This is a genomic window from Leeuwenhoekiella obamensis (assembly GCF_055391795.1).
In genome coordinates this window covers 1,880,167-1,896,597 of the sequence record NZ_AP029251.1, presented here as the reverse complement: position 1 = coordinate 1,896,597, position 16,431 = coordinate 1,880,167, and the positions used below count along the sequence as shown (strand labels likewise).

Sequence of the window (16,431 nt, the reverse complement as noted above, 5' to 3'; positions counted from 1 at the left end):
TTGTTAGTTCATTACAAATAATCATAATGACAACAAGAAGAGACTTTATTAAGCGGTCTGGGATGGCTCTGGTAGCTACATCGCTTTTGCCGCATGCTGTTTTAGATTTTACCAAAGCTCATAAAATAGGTTTACAGCTATATTCTTTGAGAGATTTTATTGGTAAGGATGTACCCGGAACGATCAAAAAACTGGGAGAACTAGGCATTCAAGAAGTAGAAACCTATGGCTACTCTGCGCAAAATCAGTTTTGGGGTCATAGTATAGCCGACTTTAATAAAATGCTTAAAGGCGCAGGGATCACCACGCCTAGTGGTCATTATGGTGTGGACTCTTTCTTGAAAAAAGGTGGGAGTACAGACGAGATCAAATTTAATATTGACGCTGCAAGCGAGCTAGGTCAAGAATATCTTATTGCGCCAGCAATGGGCGGAGATCTGCGCAAAAATGCAGATGATTATAAACGACTAGGCGATAAGTTTAACGAAGCCGGTGAGCTTTGTAAAGCTTCAGGTTTAAAGTTTGCTTACCATAATCATGCATTTGAGTTTGATGATATGGGAGGTAAATCTGGTCTTGAGATCTTGCTTGAGAATATAGACAAAAAGCTCGTAACCTTTGAAATGGATATCTATTGGGTAGTTCGCGGCGGCTACGATCCTGTAGAAATGATGAAAAAATACCCTAAGCGATTTGAGCTTTGGCATGTTAAAGACATGAGCAAGACAAATCATGAGCACAATACAGAGATAGGCTCAGGAACCATAGATTATAAAGAGATCTTTGATAATAGAAACACCAGCGGAGTAAAACATCTTATCATCGAGCAGGAGAATTTTGATATGGATCCTTATAAAAGTTTAGCGCAAAGCATAAAATATATAAACAACTATCTTTTATAATATTTGGCTTTCGCCAAAAAGAAAACCTCATCACACCGCGTGATGGGTTTTTTTATGTTCTGTAGAAATATATACAAACAAAAAACCCAGGAACAAATCCTGGGTTTAGAAGTAGCGTGGGGGAGATTTGAACTCCCGACCTCCGGGTTATGAATCCGACGCTCTAACCAACTGAGCTACCACGCCATAAGTGATTTTTATAGAAGTTCTTTCTTCTTTCTTGCCGCTCTAACCTCACGATAACTATCGGGATATGCTACCACGCCAAAATATGTCTCTTAAACTTCACCTTAGCGGCGCCTTGCTTAAGCGGGTGCAAATATAATAACATTTGTTTGTTGTACAAGTATGAAATTCGTCAAAATATTTTTTTTTCTTATCCTTTTAAAGTAACTAGAGAATATTTATATTGGCTCGCATAACAAGAAATCAATGGAAGACAAAGTAAAATTTGAGATGGAATTTCCCATTCAGGCATCTCCATCGTTACTATATCAATATATGTCAACGCCTTCAGGGATGTCAGAGTGGTTTGCAGACAATGTAAATTCCAGAGGTGAGTACTACACATTCATCTGGAATGGAGCAGAAGAAAAGGCAAAATTACTTGGTAAAAAAAGTGGTGAGCGCATTAAATTTAGATGGATGGATGATGTAGAAGAAGGAGAACTATACTTTTTTGAACTACGCATTCAGGTAGATGAGATCACAAAAGACGTATCGCTTATCATCACAGACTTCGCAGAAGACGATGAGATAGATGAAGGTAAGATGTTCTGGGAAAACCAGATCGCAGAGCTAAAACACGTGATAGGTTCAGCTTAAAAAAGCCTACATAAACCGTATATTTGTCCCTTTGTTTTTGCAAAGGGATTTTTTTTATGATAAACTTCAACGGTAACATAGTTGAAACACCAGATTTTACAAGCCAAAACAGAGCTGTATTATATGGCGACGCTGTATTTGAAACCATGCGTTATGGCGGCGGCAAGATCTATTTTTGGGAAGAACATTACTTAAGGTTAATGGCATCCATGCGCATCATCCGTATGGAAATCCCCATGCAGTTTACCATGGAGTCTCTAGAAGAAGAGATCTTAAAATACCTTTCGGCGAAAAGCCTTAACACAGGTTCTGCCCGCGTGCGACTTACGGTCTATAGAAACGATGGCGGCACTTATCTTCCACAAGACAACAGCGTGGGGTATTTTATTTCGGCGCAAGCCATAGAAAACTCATTTTACGTGCTTAATGAAGGCGATTATGAAGTGGAGCTGTACAAAGACCATTATGTGAGCGCAGATCTACTTTCAACCATAAAAAGTACCAATAAAGTGATCAACGTCACCGGAAGCATTTTTGCAGAAGAGAATGGGTATCAAAACTGTTTGCTACTCAATACAAATAAGATGGTGATCGAAGCTTTAAACGGTAATCTATTTGTTGTAAAAGGCAATGTTATCAAAACTCCACCGCTAGCAGATGGTTGTTTAAGAGGGATTATTCGCAAGCAGCTAATCGATATGCTGGGTAAGCTTGATGATTATGAGTTTGAAGAAGCTTCTATTTCTCCTTTTGAACTGCAAAAGGCAGACGAATTATTCATCACAAATACGATCGTAGGGATACAACCAGTAACAAAATATCGCAAAAAGACTTACAAATCTACGGTTGCAAAAGACCTTCTGGGCAAGCTTAACGCAAAAGCAAGATTAGGTTAAACCTAGTTGTTTGACGGATTTTCTGGTGCGTTAGACCAGAGGATGTAATCACCGCCTAGTTCTATCATTTTTTCCTTCCAGAAGTCTGGGACGCATTTGCCTATGATCTCTTTTTCGTAAGTATTTTCAGTAACGATCCAAGAGTTTGTGTTGAGTTCTTCATCCAGTTGGTCAGAGTCCCAACCGCTGTAACCCAGAAAGAAACGTATTTCATCTTCTTTAATATCATCTACAGCAAGAAGTTCTGCAACGGTATTAAAATCGCCACCCCAGTAGATGCCAGCAGAGATCTCAACGCTATTTGGGATAAGTTCTGGCACCTTATGAATAAAGTAAAGATTGTCTTGCTCTACAGGTCCACCATTGTAAATTTTCATCGGTGAATTTACCTCAGGAAGCAATTCTGAAATGGTAAAATTTAACGGCTTGTTGAGTATGAAACCTACAGATCCTTCCTCTGTGTGATTAGCAAGAAGAATTACAGAGCGATTGAATGATATATCGCCTAAAATTGAGGGTTCAGCTATTAAAAGGTTGCCCTTAGTAGGCTTGTTGGTCGTCTGCATAGCTTATTTATTGCCTTCTAAACTACCATTTTTTTTTAAATAAGCCAATCTTAGACAAAAAAATAAGCCCTTAAAAAGGGCCTATTCAAAAAATATATTTTGAAACTATCTTAGTTTACTGCGTCAGAAAGTTCTGAACCAGCTTTGAACTTCACAACGTTCTTAGCAGCAATCTTGATGGTTTTACCAGTTTGTGGGTTTCTTCCTTCACGAGCAGCACGCTTAGATACACTCCAAGAACCAAAACCTACTAGAGAAACGCGACCACCTTTTTTAAGGCTTCCTTCTACATTACCTAGAAAAGACTCTAAAGCTTTCTTTGCAGCTGCCTTAGTGATTCCTGCGTCTGCTGCCATTGCATCAATTAAATCTGATTTGTTCATAATATGAATTTTAAAATTAAATGTTGGTTAAACTTTGTTTTATACTCTAACAAATTTATATGGATTATCCTATCAGGCAAGGAATAGCGCAGGAAATAGCCTGTTTTGTTGATAACTCGGGGCTTTTGTTGATAAGACCAGCATCTTTTTAAGAAAATATTGGTAACTCTCAGTGTTAATGGGCCTTAAAGAAGCATTGCACCTGCATTAAAATCATAACCGTTAAGCATATCCTTAACTTTCATTTTTCGCTTGCCAGGAAGTTGCATTTCTATAATTTTTAGAATACCATCAGCTGTTGAAACAAAAAGTGAGTTATTTTCAACTTTAATTGTTCCGGGGTTTTCAATTTTATGCTCAGACGAATCAACGATCTCTACGTCGTAGATTTTAACCATTTCGTCTTTCTCGCCATTATTCAACATGCACCACGCAGAAGGATACGGACTCAAACCTCTTATAAGATTAAAGATTTTAGTCGTAGGCCAAGACCATTCAACTTTTGTATTCTCACGAGTAAGTTTATAGGCCGTTTGTGTTTGTTCAGCTTTAGGTTGAGGTTTAGTTTCAACTTCGCCTGCTTCGATGTTATTTACTGTTTTAAGCAACAGCTCGCTTCCCATATTCATCAAGCGATCGTGAAGACTTCCTGCATTTTCTATAGCACCAATTTCTAATTCTTCCTGATCAATAATTTCGCCGGTGTCGATCTTTTCGTCAATAAAAAATGTAGTCGCACCTGTTTTTGTCTCACCATTAATTATGGCCCAATTGATAGGCGCTGCGCCACGATACGCCGGTAAAAGAGAAGCATGCAGATTAAATGTTCCATATTCTGGCATACGCCAAACAACCTCTGGCAACATTCTAAATGCTACAACCACCTGAAGATTTGCGTTAAGACCTTTCAACTCTTCTAGGAATGCTTCGTCCTTAAGATTTGTGGGCTGTAAAACAGCAATATCATTATTTACAGCATATTCCTTCACCGCGCTTTGTTTAAGCTTTCTGCCGCGTCCTGCAGGCCTGTCTGGTGCTGTGATCACGCCCACAACATTTTTTCCTGCTTTAACTAATGCATCAAGACTGGCCACAGCAAAATCTGGCGTGCCCATAAAAACTATGCGTAAATCCCTCATAAAAGTTCGTATCTGTTAGATGGTGTTATTCTTATTTTTTTCTCTTCAAGAAGTCGCTCTAAGATCACCACAACTTTGCCGTGGTAGGCTTCTGGTAAAGCCATTTCTAGATCGCGCGAGGTTGCCGGGCCTTCTTCAAGCAAGAGCAAAATTACGTTTTTTGCTTCCGCGAAAGCGACACCGCCACGATCTCTTTTTTTCTTCTGGCATACATCGCAAACTCCGCAAGGTTCAGCTGTCTCCTCGTCAAAATACTGCAACAACTGAATGCTTCTACACGTTTTGTCATTCTCTATAAAATGAAGCATGGCGTTTACCTGCTCTATCTTCCTTTTATTCTGAATTTTAATGTCTGGGGCGATGCGGTTAATGGTGTGTTTATCTTCTCGCGGCTCAAGAAACGTTATGGCTGTATCGTAGCTTTTGTGATCATAAGTGGCTAACTCGTCTTTCTCAAGATTTATTAGGGCTTGATGCACTTTGTTTACAGGTTGACCAGATTTTTTTGCAATTATGGTATGATCTACCGCCATCGCTTGGTCAAAAATCCCGCCGTAGGTGCGTAAAATGGTTTTTACGATCTCATCTATCCCAGGATTTTTTATGAGATAATAGGTGAGATTTACCGGCGAAGTATCAATCTTAAATGTCGCTTTGCGGTAAAACTCCTGCGAAAGTCTTAAAATACTATTACGATCTAAAGTTTGTAGTGCATTGTAAGTTAAAATAGTGTTGAGCTGATATGTGCTGCAAAAGTCCATGAAATTGAACCTGTAAGTTGCATCAAATCCTTCACCATAACCAATTGAAAAATAGGAGCAGACCTTCTTGTAAACCCACTCAATATTCTCAACACTGGGGATGACTTTTATAAATTGATTTTTTAGGCGCTGTTTATCGCTTTCGCTGTAAAGCAAAATACTTCTAGAAGCATTGCCATCTCGTCCCGCTCTGCCAGCTTCTTGAAAGTAACTTTCTATACTTTCGGGGAGTTCTACGTGCACCACGCTGCGCACGTTTGATTTGTCAATTCCCATCCCAAAGGCACTGGTAGCGACCATAACTTGCACTTTGTTATTTGCCCAATCTATAAATTTCTCATCGCGCTCACCGTTACTCAAACCGCCGTGATAAAAATGAGATTTAATGCCTTTTTGCTGTAAGAATTGGCAATACGAGATCGCCGACTTCCGGCTTCTTACATATACAATTCCCGTTTGCGGATTTTTCTTAAAAATGTATTCTAGTCTGTCGTATTTATTCTGATCTTCATGAATGATATACGCAAGATTAGGCCGTTTAAAAGAGGTTTTAAACAGGTTTGCTTCTGGCATTTCTAGCTGTTGCAAAATGTCTTGAGCTACGGTCTCTGTTGCAGTTGCCGTAAGTGCCAGATAGGGCGTGTCTGGGATTATTTCGCGTAAGCGAGAAGGATTACGGTATGCGGGTCTAAAGTCGTGTCCCCATTGTGAGATACAGTGCGCCTCGTCAATAGCAACGAGTGAGATATTCATTGCTGCTAGTCGCTCTAAAACAAGCTCTTGCTGCAAACGCTCTGGCGAAAGATATAGCAATTTGTAACCGCCATAAATGCAGTTGTCCAGTTTTGTGCTTAGCTCGTCAAAGTTGATTCCGCTTGCGATGTGCATGGCTTTTATGCCTTTTTCACGCAATTGCATCACTTGATCTTTCATGAGTGAGATGAGCGGAGAAACAACTATGGTGATACCTTCTAAACTCAACGCAGGCAATTGATAACACAAAGATTTACCGCCGCCGGTGGGCAATAGTGCAAGTGTGTCTTTTTGATCAAGAACGCTTGCTATGATTTCTTCCTGCTTGGGTCTAAATGAATCAAACCCCCAGTATTTTTTTAAGATTTCGGTGGGGGTTGCTGGCATTAATTGATGTTGTTTAAGATAAAATTCATGCGATCTTCCACAGGCCCAGTAGGCACCTCAATGGGAAGATAGCCATAATTTTTATACGTTTCAATGAGGTGAGATTGTATTTTAACCGCTTCTTCAAAGCTCTCATAACGGCCGTCATCAGTGGTGTGAATTTCTTCCCAAGGCGGTAAGATGAAGACTTGATCATATTTATGTTTTTCACATCCTTCTCTAAAGCTATCAGGATATTCTTGATCTGCAAAATCCATATACGCAGGAACATCAGGAAGGCCGCGATCATAGAATATAAAAGGAACTTCATGATCATCTGCATCATGAAATTGCTCAATGCGTTTATCAAAAAGCTTCTGACTGAACAAAAGAGGATCTTTAAGAAATAACCAATCTATACCTTGTTCTTGCGCTTCTTTATTCACTTGTCGTGAAATTTCTTCAAAACAGGTGTAGCCTGCTTTTTCAATTGCGTTTATCAATGTGGTTTTTCCCGTAGATGGGCCACCTATAATTACGATTCGTTTTGTGGTCAAGCCAAAAATGATTTTAAAAAAGCAAAGGTAGAACCTTAAATTTTATTCTTAAAAACTACTTCTTACAGGCTTGTCGCAAAAGCGTATCTTTGTAAGAAATAAAATTGCATGAGTTTAGAAAAGGATCCCGAAGCGTTTTATAGAAAATTAAAGTCTCAACTTACAGAGACAGACCAGTGGCCTACCGCATATCTTTATAAATTTATAGTACCTTCAGACAAGCAGAAGATCGCTGAGATAGAAACAGCTTTTGACAATATGGGAGCTGTGATCACTACAAAACAATCACGTAATGGTAAGTATACCAGCGTTTCAATTAATGTGAGAATGCTTTCGCCAGATGCCGTTATCGAGAAGTATAAAGAAGTAGGCAAGATAGAGGGAGTTATTTCGTTATAGTTTTGGCTACAGCCAAAAAAACAATCATTTTTTAAAAGCAGCGTTACTTTTACCTCTCAAAGGTTTTTGCTATTTTGCAACCGTTGCCGGGTAAGGCATGCTTCACTTTAAATAGTTACAGTTGATAGATCAATTAGAATACAATACAGAGCGGGAAAGACTTATTATCCCAGAATACGGCCGTCATATACAAAAGATGGTCATTCAAGCTACAGAAATAGAAGATAGAGAAGAGCGTAATAAGGTTGCAAAATCTATTATTGCCGTGATGGGTAATCTTCAACCGCATTTACGTGATGTAAGTGACTTTCAACATAAACTGTGGGATCAACTCTTTATCATGAGTGATTTTAATCTAGATGTTGATTCTCCTTTTGAGAAGCCGTCTAAAGAGAAGTTGCAAGAGCGCCCGGAGCCATTAGATTATCCGCAAAACCATCCTAAATACCGTTTTTATGGTAACAATATCAAACGTATGATAGATGTTGCTGTAAAATGGGAAAAGAATGAAATGCGTGAAGCGCTAGAGTTTACCATTGCAAATCACATGAAAAAATGTTTCCTTAACTGGAACAAAGACACCGTTGAGGATGATGTGATCTTTGCACACCTTAAAGAGTTGAGCAACGGTGAGATCAATCTTGCTAAAAAAGATGAAGATCTTAGAGATGCTCATAAATTGGTGAGAAGCAATAACAAAAAGAGCAACAACAACAAAGGAGGACACCGCAAAAAAGGCGGTCGTAAAAAGCGCTACTAATCTTCAGTAAAAAATTTCATGAGTACATTTCAGATAGAAGGAGGTCACAAACTTAAAGGTGAAATCCAACCTCAAGGAGCTAAGAATGAAGCTCTGCAGATTCTTTGTGCAGTGCTTTTAACTCCAGAGCGTGTTGTAATCAATAACATCCCAGATATCGTTGACGTCAATAAATTGATCAATATATTGAGCAATCTGGGCGTAAAGATCCAAAAACTAGGTAAAGGGAAATACAGCTTCATAAGCGATGAACTTAATCTAGAATATCTGGAAGGTGAGCAGTTTAAAAAAGAAGGCGGTGGTCTTCGCGGTTCTATAATGATCGTTGGGCCGTTGCTAGCTCGTTTCGGTAAAGGTTACATTCCGCGTCCCGGTGGTGACAAAATAGGTCGCCGCAGACTAGATACGCATTTTGAAGGAATGATAAAACTTGGAGCAAGCTTCCGCTACAACAAGGAAGAGCGCTTTTATGGCGTTGAAGCTCCAGAAGGTCTTACTGGTACACACATGTTGCTTGATGAAGCTTCTGTAACTGGTACGGCAAATATTGTGATGGCCGCTGTGATGGCAAAAGGCACAACTACGATCTATAACGCAGCCTGCGAACCGTATCTTCAGCAGTTGTGCAAGATGCTTAATCGCATGGGGGCAAAGATCTCTGGTGTAGGTTCTAACTTATTGACCATTGAAGGTGTTGAAGAACTTCACGGTTGTGAGCATACCATTTTGCCAGATATGATCGAGATTGGTTCGTGGATCGGTCTTGCAGCAATGACCAGAAGTGATATCACTATCAAGAACGTGAGTTGGGAAGATCTAGGTTTGATTCCGGCGACGTTCAGAAAACTGGGAATCACCGTTGAGAAAAAAGGAGATGACATCCATATTCCTGCGCACGAAGACGGTTACACAATTGAGAAATTTATTGATGGTTCTTTTATGACCATTAGTGATGCGCCATGGCCAGGTTTTACACCAGACCTTTTGAGTATAATTCTCGTTGTGGCGACACAGGCAAAAGGCGAAGTTCTTGTGCATCAAAAAATGTTTGAAAGCCGATTATTTTTCGTTGACAAACTAATAGATATGGGAGCAAAGATCATTCTTTGTGATCCACACCGCGCCACTGTAATTGGTCATGATTTTAAATCTACCTTGAAGGCAACAACTATGAGTTCGCCAGACATTCGTGCGGGGATTTCATTATTGATTGCTGCGCTTAGCGCAAAAGGTACTTCGACAATTCATAACATTGAGCAAATTGACCGTGGCTACGAAGATATCGACGGAAGATTGCGTGCGATAGGAGCAAAAATTATCAGGACTTCCTAAGAAGCCCTGACGTAAAATATTTAGAATATAAATTAATACACCTGCATTTCCGGGTGTATTTTTATTTGTTCTAATTTGGCTGCAGCCAAAGCTTTTTCGTAGATTTTTACCAGCGTTTGGTTTTCGATCAATGAAGTTGCGATGTTGATATCCTCGCCAAAAACCCTATCACGCTCAGCAAAATCAACATGCTTTCTTATTTCGGCGTGAATCATCTCTAGGAATTCGCTGGATTTTAAATCTCCTTTAAAATCAAAAGCCTGAGCAGCGGTAAGCAATTCGATCGCAAGGATTTTTTCAACGTTCTCAATGATCTGCATCGCCTTGCGACCACTTATAGAACCCATGCTAACGTGGTCTTCCTGACCCATTGATGTGGGAATGCTATCTGCACTGGCGGGATGACAAAGACTTTTGTTTTCGCTGGCAAGCGCGGCACTGGTGTACTGCAAGATCATATAACCAGAATTTGTTCCGGTTTCATTGAGTAGTAATTTTGGGACGTTTGCATAACGGCCTTCGAGCGCAAGATAAACGCGACGGTCAGAAATATTCCCCAACTCAGAAGCGGCCAAAGCTGCATAATCTAGCGCCATTGCAAGCGGCTGCCCGTGGAAGTTCCCACCGCTGATCGTCAAATCTTCATTAAAGACAATCGGGTTATCTGTAACCGAGTTGAGTTCAACTTCAAGCAATTCTTTTAAATGAAGCCAGGCATTACGCGATGAACCGTGAACCTGCGGCATACAGCGCAAAGAATACGGGTCTTGGACGCGGTCACAATATTTATGCGAAGTCAAAATATCAGAACCCTCAACAAAGCTCTTGATTCGTGCCGCTACGAGTTGGTTTCCTTTGTAAGGCCTCAACTCATGAAGTTCAGGATAAAACGGTCTCGCCGAACCTTGCAAAGCTTCGAGCATTAGCGCCCCAATGATATCTGCTTGATCAAGCAAAGCATTGAGTTCTTCAACCACTTTTACGGCATGTGCTGCGATAAACTGCGTACCGTTAATGAGCGCTAAACCTTCTTTAGGTCTAAGTTCTACTGGGTCAAGCCCAAAATCTTTCAAAACCGAATCTGATTTTTTGCGTTCGCCATTGTGATACACTTCGCCTAAGCCAATCAGCGGCAAAAACAAATGCGAAAGTGGAGCAAGGTCACCACTGGCGCCCACCGAACCTTTTTCTGGAACTACAGGAACAACATCATTATCAATGTGCCAAATGATGCGGTTGAGCGTATTTAAAGAAATACCAGAAAATCCCTGCGCTAACGCATGAACCTTAAGGATCATCATGAGTTTAGCGATTTCTGGGACAATGGGATTGCCCACGCCCACGCTGTGACTCATTAAGATATTGGTCTGCAGTTGGAGGGTTTCATCTTTAGAGATTTTAGTGGTACAAAGCGGTCCAAAGCCAGTGTTAATACCGTAAACAGCTTCATCTTGAGAAGCTATTTTTTGTACGATTGCCTGACTTCTATTTATTTTTTCTACTGATTCATCCGTGAGTTTGCCGGTGATTTCGCCACGAGCGATTGCAAGGGCTTTTCCAGCGGTAAGATGGTCTATTCCGTAGTTGAAAAATGATGCTTTTGCCATATCTCCATTTTTAAATTGTATGCAAAATTAGCAATCATTTTGAGTAAAATTTGCTGATCCTGTAAAAGTTTAAAATGGAGTTGTAGACGAACTACGCACTTGATAAAATCTGAGTGGTTTTGGCTTTAAGCCAAAAAAAATTATAGCAGCTTCTCGCCAATTTCTAACCAACTCTCAACACGCTCAAAACCATCTGTATTGATGTTGTGCGGAGAGGTAAATTGAATGCCGCGACCATCAAAAGCTTCAAGGTTATAATGGCGGTCGTCGATGAGCACATCGCCGCGCAAAATATGCTTGTGACCACAAAGAATGCGGTTTTGCCATGGGATGAACGGGAAGTGCTCATCTAGCCAATCTGACTTTTCCTTGAGACTGTTAGGAAACTGCATGGCGGCAGATGCGATATAGACTTCGTGCTTGTCATTGAGCGCCTTAAGAACCTCCTGACTATGCGGGATTACAGCTAGATCTCTAAAAAATCCATCAATGCTCGTCTGGTTTCTAAGATATTCTACGTGCTCTTTTGGGATGGCTTGCCACACTTCCTTGCCCATACATTCTTCTTTAGTAAGGCATTGGTCAAGGTCGCGGTTGTACCAGTCAATGTGTGCCATATAGGTGTCTGCGATCACCTCGTCCATATCTACAAAAATCGTCATGCTTCAAAATTTTATAAGTTGGCAATTTAAAAAGTTTTGTGCCAACGCAGGTAAATTAATGTTTAAGAATTAAGCATTGAACCGAAAAACATATCCATTTTAAATTGTGTATTTTAGGCACGCGCAAAAGCAACAGCATGTTTAGATTTTATATTGACGTTACAAAATTCTCGCTTGCTTTTTGCATCGTTTTGATTCCACTTGCTGGGATTTTGCCTAGTATTATAACCTTTGGGATTTTAGGAACGCCGCTGGGGCTTTTAGGCTACAATCAGTTTCATAAAAACGAATATTTCACGTATTATAACCTAGGTTTTACAAAACGCCAACTCATCCTTAAGACTTGGCTTTTTAACATCATCCTGATGGCACCATTATTTTTGCTGTATTATCTCTTTGCGTTCATCATCAAACTATTTACAATATGAGTGAGATGGTGGTGAATGCAGTAAGCAAGAATTTTAATGGCAGAACGATTTTAAATAATGTGGATTTTCGCTTAAAGCGAAATGAAATCTTAGGAATTTTCGGCCGAAATGGAACAGGCAAAAGCACCTTGCTCAAGCTTCTTTACGGCACCATGAACGCCGATGTTTTGAGCATGGAAATCAATGGGAAAACCTTTAATGGCTCTCACCGAAAGCTGGGCGATAACGCGATTATCAAAAACCAATTGATAGGATATTTGCCGCAATTCTCTTTCTTGCCGGCATCCATGCGGGTTTGGAATGTGATTCCGCTATTTCATCCGGCGGGAGAAGCGCAGGATAGGATTTTTAACGCTCCAAGACTCGGCAGTTTTTCTAAGAAGAAAGTTGGTGAGCTATCCATAGGTGAGCGGCGGTATCTTGAAATTCAATTGGTGGGCAATCTAGACCATCCTTTTCTTTTTCTTGATGAACCCTTTAGTATGGTAGAGCCGCTGTATGCAGAGGTGATTTCGCAATTAATTCTCGACCTCAAACCTAAAAAGGGAATCATCATCACAGACCATTATTACAAGAATGTTTGGGATGTGGCTACAGCCAAAAAAGTCCTTACGCATGGTCGTTTACACGATGCAAATGAAATGCAAGACCTGGTGGATTTGGGATATTTGAATTCGCTTTAAAAACTGAATTAATATTTAACAGGCTCTTTTCTCGCGTATCTAACTCTTAAAATGTAAATGTCATTTTCATCTATTAGATATGAAATGCGATACGTATGCTTTTCATAAGCCCTTATATTCCCTGCGTTATTGATTTTAAGGGAATCCAGTTCATATATTTCAGGATTTGAGGCTAAGATAAAAGTGGACTCAAAAATTTCAGTAATAACTCTTGTGGTAATAGAAATCGATTCGGTTTGTTCTAGCAAGTCTAAAAATGCCTGATTAAGTTCATTTTCCGCTTGATGCGACCATTTTATTGACTTGCCCATTTTTTGATACGTTCAACCATTTCCTCTTGAGTGTAGGTTTTTCCTTCTTCTATTTGGGCGATAGAAAAATCGAGTTCTTCATTATACTGTTCAAGACTAATTCGTTCAGCAGTATTGTTTTTTCTGAATTGTAAAATGTTTTTAATTGCTTCAATAAGGGTTGGGTCATTTACCTTATCAAGCTCTTTATGAATCCATTTTATGTCTGCCTGCAAATCCATCTCATTTCGTTTCGGTGTCTATCAAAGATAACTTATTCTTTTTCTAAGTTCAAAAAATCCAGTTTTTTGGGGTTGTTATAAGATGACAAAATTTTCTTTTTCCGTAAATTGATAGGATTATTCCTTTTGTTATGAAAGACAATTTCTCTGGTCATGCGGCAGATTATGCCAAGTTTAGGCCCACGTATCCTGATGAACTTTACACATATTTGTTTTCGCTTGTCGCGGAAAGAAATCGCGCTTGGGATTGCGGCACAGGAAATGGTCAAGTCGCTCGGGAATTGGCTAAAACTTTCAGTGAGGTTTATGCCACAGATTTAAGCGAGCAGCAATTGAATGAAGCTCCACAAATTGAAAACATAACTTATAAGAAACAGACCGCTGAAGAGTCCTTTTCGCCGAAAGGCAAATTTGATTTAATAACCGTGGCGCAAGCGGTGCACTGGTTTGATTTTGATAGATTTTATGAAAATGTAAAAAAGGTCTTGAAGCCAGAAGGTCGCATTGCGGTTTTTGGGTATGGATTGATGCAAACCGCAGGAGCGCTGAATGCTGTGATTCAATATTTTTATAAAGATGTGACCAGGCCGTATTGGGATGCGGAGCGCAAATATTTGGACGACCGTTATGAGACGATTCCTTTTCCCTTTAAGGAAGAAATCGTGCCTAATCTTGAAATCAAAACACAATGGTCTAAATCGCAAATGTTGCAATATCTCAACACCTGGTCTGCGGTGAAACATTATGTTGCAGCAAAAGGCTCAAATCCGTTAGAATTAATTGCTGATAAAGTTGATGAAACCTGGGGAAATGAAGAAGTACGAACTTTTACATTCCCATTATTACTGCGCGTAGGCCGACTTTAATTTAGCGCTTCTTTATACGTGCTAAGTGCGCGCTCGCGAGCTTCTTTGTGGTCTACCATTTTTTCAGGATAATCATCTGTGCCGTACTCTTCAACAAATTCTTTGATGTACTTTTTGTCTTTATCAAATTTGTCAATCTGCGTCATAGGATTAAAAATCCTGAAATAAGGCGCGGCATCCACGCCGCTACCAGCAGCCCATTGCCAGTTGCCAACGTTGCTGGCTTGCTCATAATCCAGAAGTTTTTCGGCAAAATATGCTTCGCCCCAGCGCCAGTCTATCAACAGATGTTTGCATAAAAAACTAGCGACAACCATGCGCACGCGATTGTGCATGTAGCCGGTGGTGTTGAGTTGACGCATACCAGCATCAACCATGGCATAACCGGTTTTACCTTCTTTCCATTTCTCAAAATCCTTCTTGCTCTTGCGCCATTTTACACGGTCGTATTTTTTCTTGAAAGCTTCATTAACCGTATCTGGAAAATGATACAGGATTTGCATAAAAAACTCACGCCAAATCAACTCCTCAAGAAAAGTCTTGTTGTGCTCATCATTTGCTTGTTTTACCATTTTGCGCACGCTCACCGTACCAAAACGTAAATGTGGACCAAGGCGAGAAGTCCCACCGCTTATAGCAGGGAAATTGCGTGTTTTCTCATAATCTTTGATTAGATGAGAAGTCACAGTGAATTTTGGGACTTTTAATGACGAAGTCTTAAAACCCATATCGCTTAGAGAAATATTGGGTAATCGTGAATTCTTCACGTAATTGTCTTTATATCGACCGATTTGATGCGATTTTAAGTGCGTGTCAGGATTAAATTTTGATTTCCACTGCTTCATGTATGGCGAATACACAACATACGGATCGCCATCATTTTTTAAAATATCATCTTTTTCAAAAATCACTTGGTCTTTGAAGGTGTGGAATTCAATGTCGTTTTCCTCAAGTAAATTCTTGATTTTTTCGTCACGCGATTTTGCATAAGGCTCATAATCATGATTGGTATAAACCGCAGCAATATCATGGTCTTTAATTAGCTTTCGCCAAATTTTCTCAGGTTCGCCATGATACATGGCAATGCTACTATCGCTATCGTCTTGCAGTTCCTTGCGCATATCCTGAAGCGTCTCATGAATGAAAGTAACACGAGCGTCATCTTCTGGAAGTTCGTCAAGGATTTCTTTGTCAAAAATGAAAATAGGCATCACGGGATTGTCTGCTTTTAAAGCTTCATAAAGTCCCACGTTGTCGTCCAGCCTTAAATCCCTTCTGAACCAGAAAATATTGATAGTATCTTTTGACATTTAGTTGATATTTAAAGTTGATAATCCGCCGTCTACACCTATGACCTGACCAGTGATCCACGAGCTTTTATCTTCGAGAAGGAAGCAAGCGAGATTGGCGATATCTTCTGCGGTGCCCACTCTTTTTAAAGGATGTCTTTCTCCCATTTTTTCTTTCTTGGCGTCGTTGTCTAGCAATTTTCCGGCAAGTGGTGTGTCTGTAAGAGACGGTGCGATTATGTTTATTCTAAGCGTAGGCGCAGACTCTGCCGCAAGTGCTTTGGCGTAAGCCTCAACAGCACCTTTTGCTCCCGCAATACTGGTGTGAAAAGGCATCCCAAGTTTTGAAGCAACCGTGCTAAAAACTACAATACTTGCTTTTCCTTTTTTGAGCTGCGGATAGATTTTTTGTATGGTTTTCACCAAACCAAAATAATTAAGTTCCATGTCTGCCCGGTAATCTTCTTGTTTCAGCATTTTTTGCGGCCTCAGATTTATTGAGCCGGGGCAGTAAACAAAACCATGAATTTCTTCTGGAAGAGCTGAAGTTTCTAGTTCGTCTTTTAAAACATCAAACGTGATATGCTCAACGTCTAAATTGCTTAAATTATCAGCATTTCTTGAAGCAATTATGATGTTATGTGTTGCGGCTAATTGCTGTGCGATGGCTAAGCCAATGCCGCTAGAACCACCGATCATCAAGATGTTTTTTTCTTTTGCCATGA

General features: G+C 40.0%; 20 protein-coding genes and 1 tRNA gene. 9 read left to right on the top strand and 12 right to left on the bottom strand.

Annotated elements, in window-relative coordinates; all coding sequences use genetic code 11:
- The first annotated feature begins 26 nt into the window (after positions 1-26).
- On the top strand, positions 27-902 hold the full coding sequence (locus ACZ5L8_RS08475; RefSeq protein WP_464440883.1) for a sugar phosphate isomerase/epimerase family protein: 876 nt from the start codon (positions 27-29) through the stop codon (positions 900-902).
- Positions 903-1,014: 112 nt separating this feature from the next.
- Here ACZ5L8_RS08475 and ACZ5L8_RS08470 read toward each other — a convergent pair.
- Positions 1,015-1,088 (bottom strand) — tRNA-Met (locus ACZ5L8_RS08470).
- Positions 1,089-1,334: 246 nt separating this feature from the next.
- On the opposite strand from ACZ5L8_RS08470, the gene ACZ5L8_RS08465 reads away from it, so the two are divergent.
- On the top strand, positions 1,335-1,727 hold the full coding sequence (locus ACZ5L8_RS08465; protein WP_462597801.1) for an START-like domain-containing protein: 393 nt from the start codon (positions 1,335-1,337) through the stop codon (positions 1,725-1,727).
- A gap of 56 nt (positions 1,728-1,783) precedes the next feature.
- Complete coding sequence (locus ACZ5L8_RS08460; RefSeq protein ID WP_464440882.1) at positions 1,784-2,623, top strand: aminotransferase class IV; 840 nt, start codon at positions 1,784-1,786, stop codon at positions 2,621-2,623.
- A 2-nt stretch (positions 2,624-2,625) separates the two neighbouring features.
- Here the strand turns inward: ACZ5L8_RS08460 and ACZ5L8_RS08455 are convergent, their stop codons facing one another.
- From ACZ5L8_RS08455 to ACZ5L8_RS08435, 5 genes are all read right to left on the bottom strand, one after another.
- Entirely contained in the window at positions 2,626-3,189 is a 564-nt protein-coding gene (locus ACZ5L8_RS08455; protein WP_464440880.1) for a YqgE/AlgH family protein, read from the bottom strand.
- Between the two features lie 110 nt (positions 3,190-3,299).
- On the bottom strand, positions 3,300-3,572 hold the full coding sequence (locus ACZ5L8_RS08450; protein WP_462597804.1) for an HU family DNA-binding protein: 273 nt from the start codon (positions 3,570-3,572) through the stop codon (positions 3,300-3,302).
- A gap of 185 nt (positions 3,573-3,757) precedes the next feature.
- The gene (gene fmt / locus ACZ5L8_RS08445; RefSeq protein ID WP_464440877.1) at positions 3,758-4,711 is read right to left on the bottom strand and encodes a methionyl-tRNA formyltransferase; all 954 of its coding nucleotides are present in this window, start codon (positions 4,709-4,711) and stop codon (positions 3,758-3,760) included.
- Entirely contained in the window at positions 4,708-6,612 is a 1,905-nt protein-coding gene (locus tag ACZ5L8_RS08440) for a RecQ family ATP-dependent DNA helicase (RefSeq protein ID WP_464440875.1), read from the bottom strand. Before ACZ5L8_RS08440 ends, fmt begins: the two co-directional genes overlap by 4 nt.
- Entirely contained in the window at positions 6,612-7,148 is a 537-nt protein-coding gene (locus ACZ5L8_RS08435; protein ID WP_462597807.1) for an AAA family ATPase, read from the bottom strand. The genes ACZ5L8_RS08440 and ACZ5L8_RS08435 overlap by 1 nt, the downstream gene beginning before the upstream one ends.
- A 108-nt stretch (positions 7,149-7,256) precedes the next feature.
- On the opposite strand from ACZ5L8_RS08435, the gene ACZ5L8_RS08430 reads away from it, so the two are divergent.
- The 3 genes from ACZ5L8_RS08430 (at position 7,257) to murA (ending at position 9,639) form a co-directional block, all read left to right on the top strand.
- Positions 7,257-7,547, top strand: a complete 291-nt coding sequence (locus ACZ5L8_RS08430; RefSeq protein WP_464440873.1) for a DUF493 family protein — start codon at positions 7,257-7,259, stop codon at positions 7,545-7,547.
- A gap of 121 nt (positions 7,548-7,668) precedes the next feature.
- Positions 7,669-8,307 carry a DUF4290 domain-containing protein gene (locus ACZ5L8_RS08425; protein ID WP_464440872.1) on the top strand — a complete coding sequence of 213 codons (639 nt, stop codon included), beginning with the start codon at positions 7,669-7,671 and terminating at the stop codon, positions 8,305-8,307.
- An 18-nt stretch (positions 8,308-8,325) separates the two neighbouring features.
- The gene (murA, locus tag ACZ5L8_RS08420; RefSeq protein ID WP_464440870.1) at positions 8,326-9,639 is read left to right on the top strand and encodes a UDP-N-acetylglucosamine 1-carboxyvinyltransferase; all 1,314 of its coding nucleotides are present in this window, start codon (positions 8,326-8,328) and stop codon (positions 9,637-9,639) included.
- Between the two features lie 32 nt (positions 9,640-9,671).
- Here murA and hutH read toward each other — a convergent pair whose 3' ends face one another.
- Positions 9,672-11,246 (bottom strand): histidine ammonia-lyase, encoded by a 1,575-nt coding sequence (gene hutH, locus ACZ5L8_RS08415; RefSeq protein WP_464440868.1) that lies wholly within the window; start codon positions 11,244-11,246, stop codon positions 9,672-9,674.
- Positions 11,247-11,386: 140 nt separating this feature from the next.
- The gene (locus ACZ5L8_RS08410; RefSeq protein ID WP_464440867.1) at positions 11,387-11,908 is read right to left on the bottom strand and encodes a 5' nucleotidase, NT5C type; all 522 of its coding nucleotides are present in this window, start codon (positions 11,906-11,908) and stop codon (positions 11,387-11,389) included.
- A 137-nt stretch (positions 11,909-12,045) separates the two neighbouring features.
- Between ACZ5L8_RS08410 and ACZ5L8_RS08405 the strand changes: the two genes are divergently transcribed.
- Together ACZ5L8_RS08405 and ACZ5L8_RS08400 are read left to right on the top strand one after the other, a co-directional pair.
- Entirely contained in the window at positions 12,046-12,336 is a 291-nt protein-coding gene (locus ACZ5L8_RS08405; protein ID WP_464440865.1) for a hypothetical protein, read from the top strand.
- On the top strand, positions 12,333-13,019 hold the full coding sequence (locus tag ACZ5L8_RS08400) for an ATP-binding cassette domain-containing protein (RefSeq protein ID WP_464440863.1): 687 nt from the start codon (positions 12,333-12,335) through the stop codon (positions 13,017-13,019). The genes ACZ5L8_RS08405 and ACZ5L8_RS08400 overlap by 4 nt, the downstream gene beginning before the upstream one ends.
- An 8-nt stretch (positions 13,020-13,027) precedes the next feature.
- Here ACZ5L8_RS08400 and ACZ5L8_RS08395 read toward each other — a convergent pair whose 3' ends face one another.
- Positions 13,028-13,330, bottom strand: a complete 303-nt coding sequence (locus tag ACZ5L8_RS08395; protein WP_464440861.1) for a type II toxin-antitoxin system RelE/ParE family toxin — start codon at positions 13,328-13,330, stop codon at positions 13,028-13,030.
- Positions 13,315-13,551 (bottom strand): hypothetical protein, encoded by a 237-nt coding sequence (locus ACZ5L8_RS08390; RefSeq protein WP_464440860.1) that lies wholly within the window; start codon positions 13,549-13,551, stop codon positions 13,315-13,317. Before ACZ5L8_RS08390 ends, ACZ5L8_RS08395 begins: the two co-directional genes overlap by 16 nt.
- A 131-nt stretch (positions 13,552-13,682) precedes the next feature.
- On the opposite strand from ACZ5L8_RS08390, the gene ACZ5L8_RS08385 reads away from it, so the two are divergent.
- A complete protein-coding gene (locus ACZ5L8_RS08385) occupies positions 13,683-14,417 on the top strand; it encodes a class I SAM-dependent methyltransferase (protein ID WP_464440858.1) in 735 nt (244 codons plus the stop codon).
- Here ACZ5L8_RS08385 and ACZ5L8_RS08380 read toward each other — a convergent pair.
- Both ACZ5L8_RS08380 and ACZ5L8_RS08375 read right to left on the bottom strand, forming a co-directional pair.
- Positions 14,414-15,727, bottom strand: a complete 1,314-nt coding sequence (locus tag ACZ5L8_RS08380) for a cryptochrome/photolyase family protein (RefSeq protein ID WP_464440857.1) — start codon at positions 15,725-15,727, stop codon at positions 14,414-14,416. The two genes, ACZ5L8_RS08385 and ACZ5L8_RS08380, sit on opposite strands and share 4 nt — an antisense overlap.
- A complete protein-coding gene (locus tag ACZ5L8_RS08375; protein ID WP_464440856.1) occupies positions 15,728-16,429 on the bottom strand; it encodes an SDR family NAD(P)-dependent oxidoreductase in 702 nt (233 codons plus the stop codon).
- Positions 16,430-16,431: the final 2 nt, after the last annotated feature.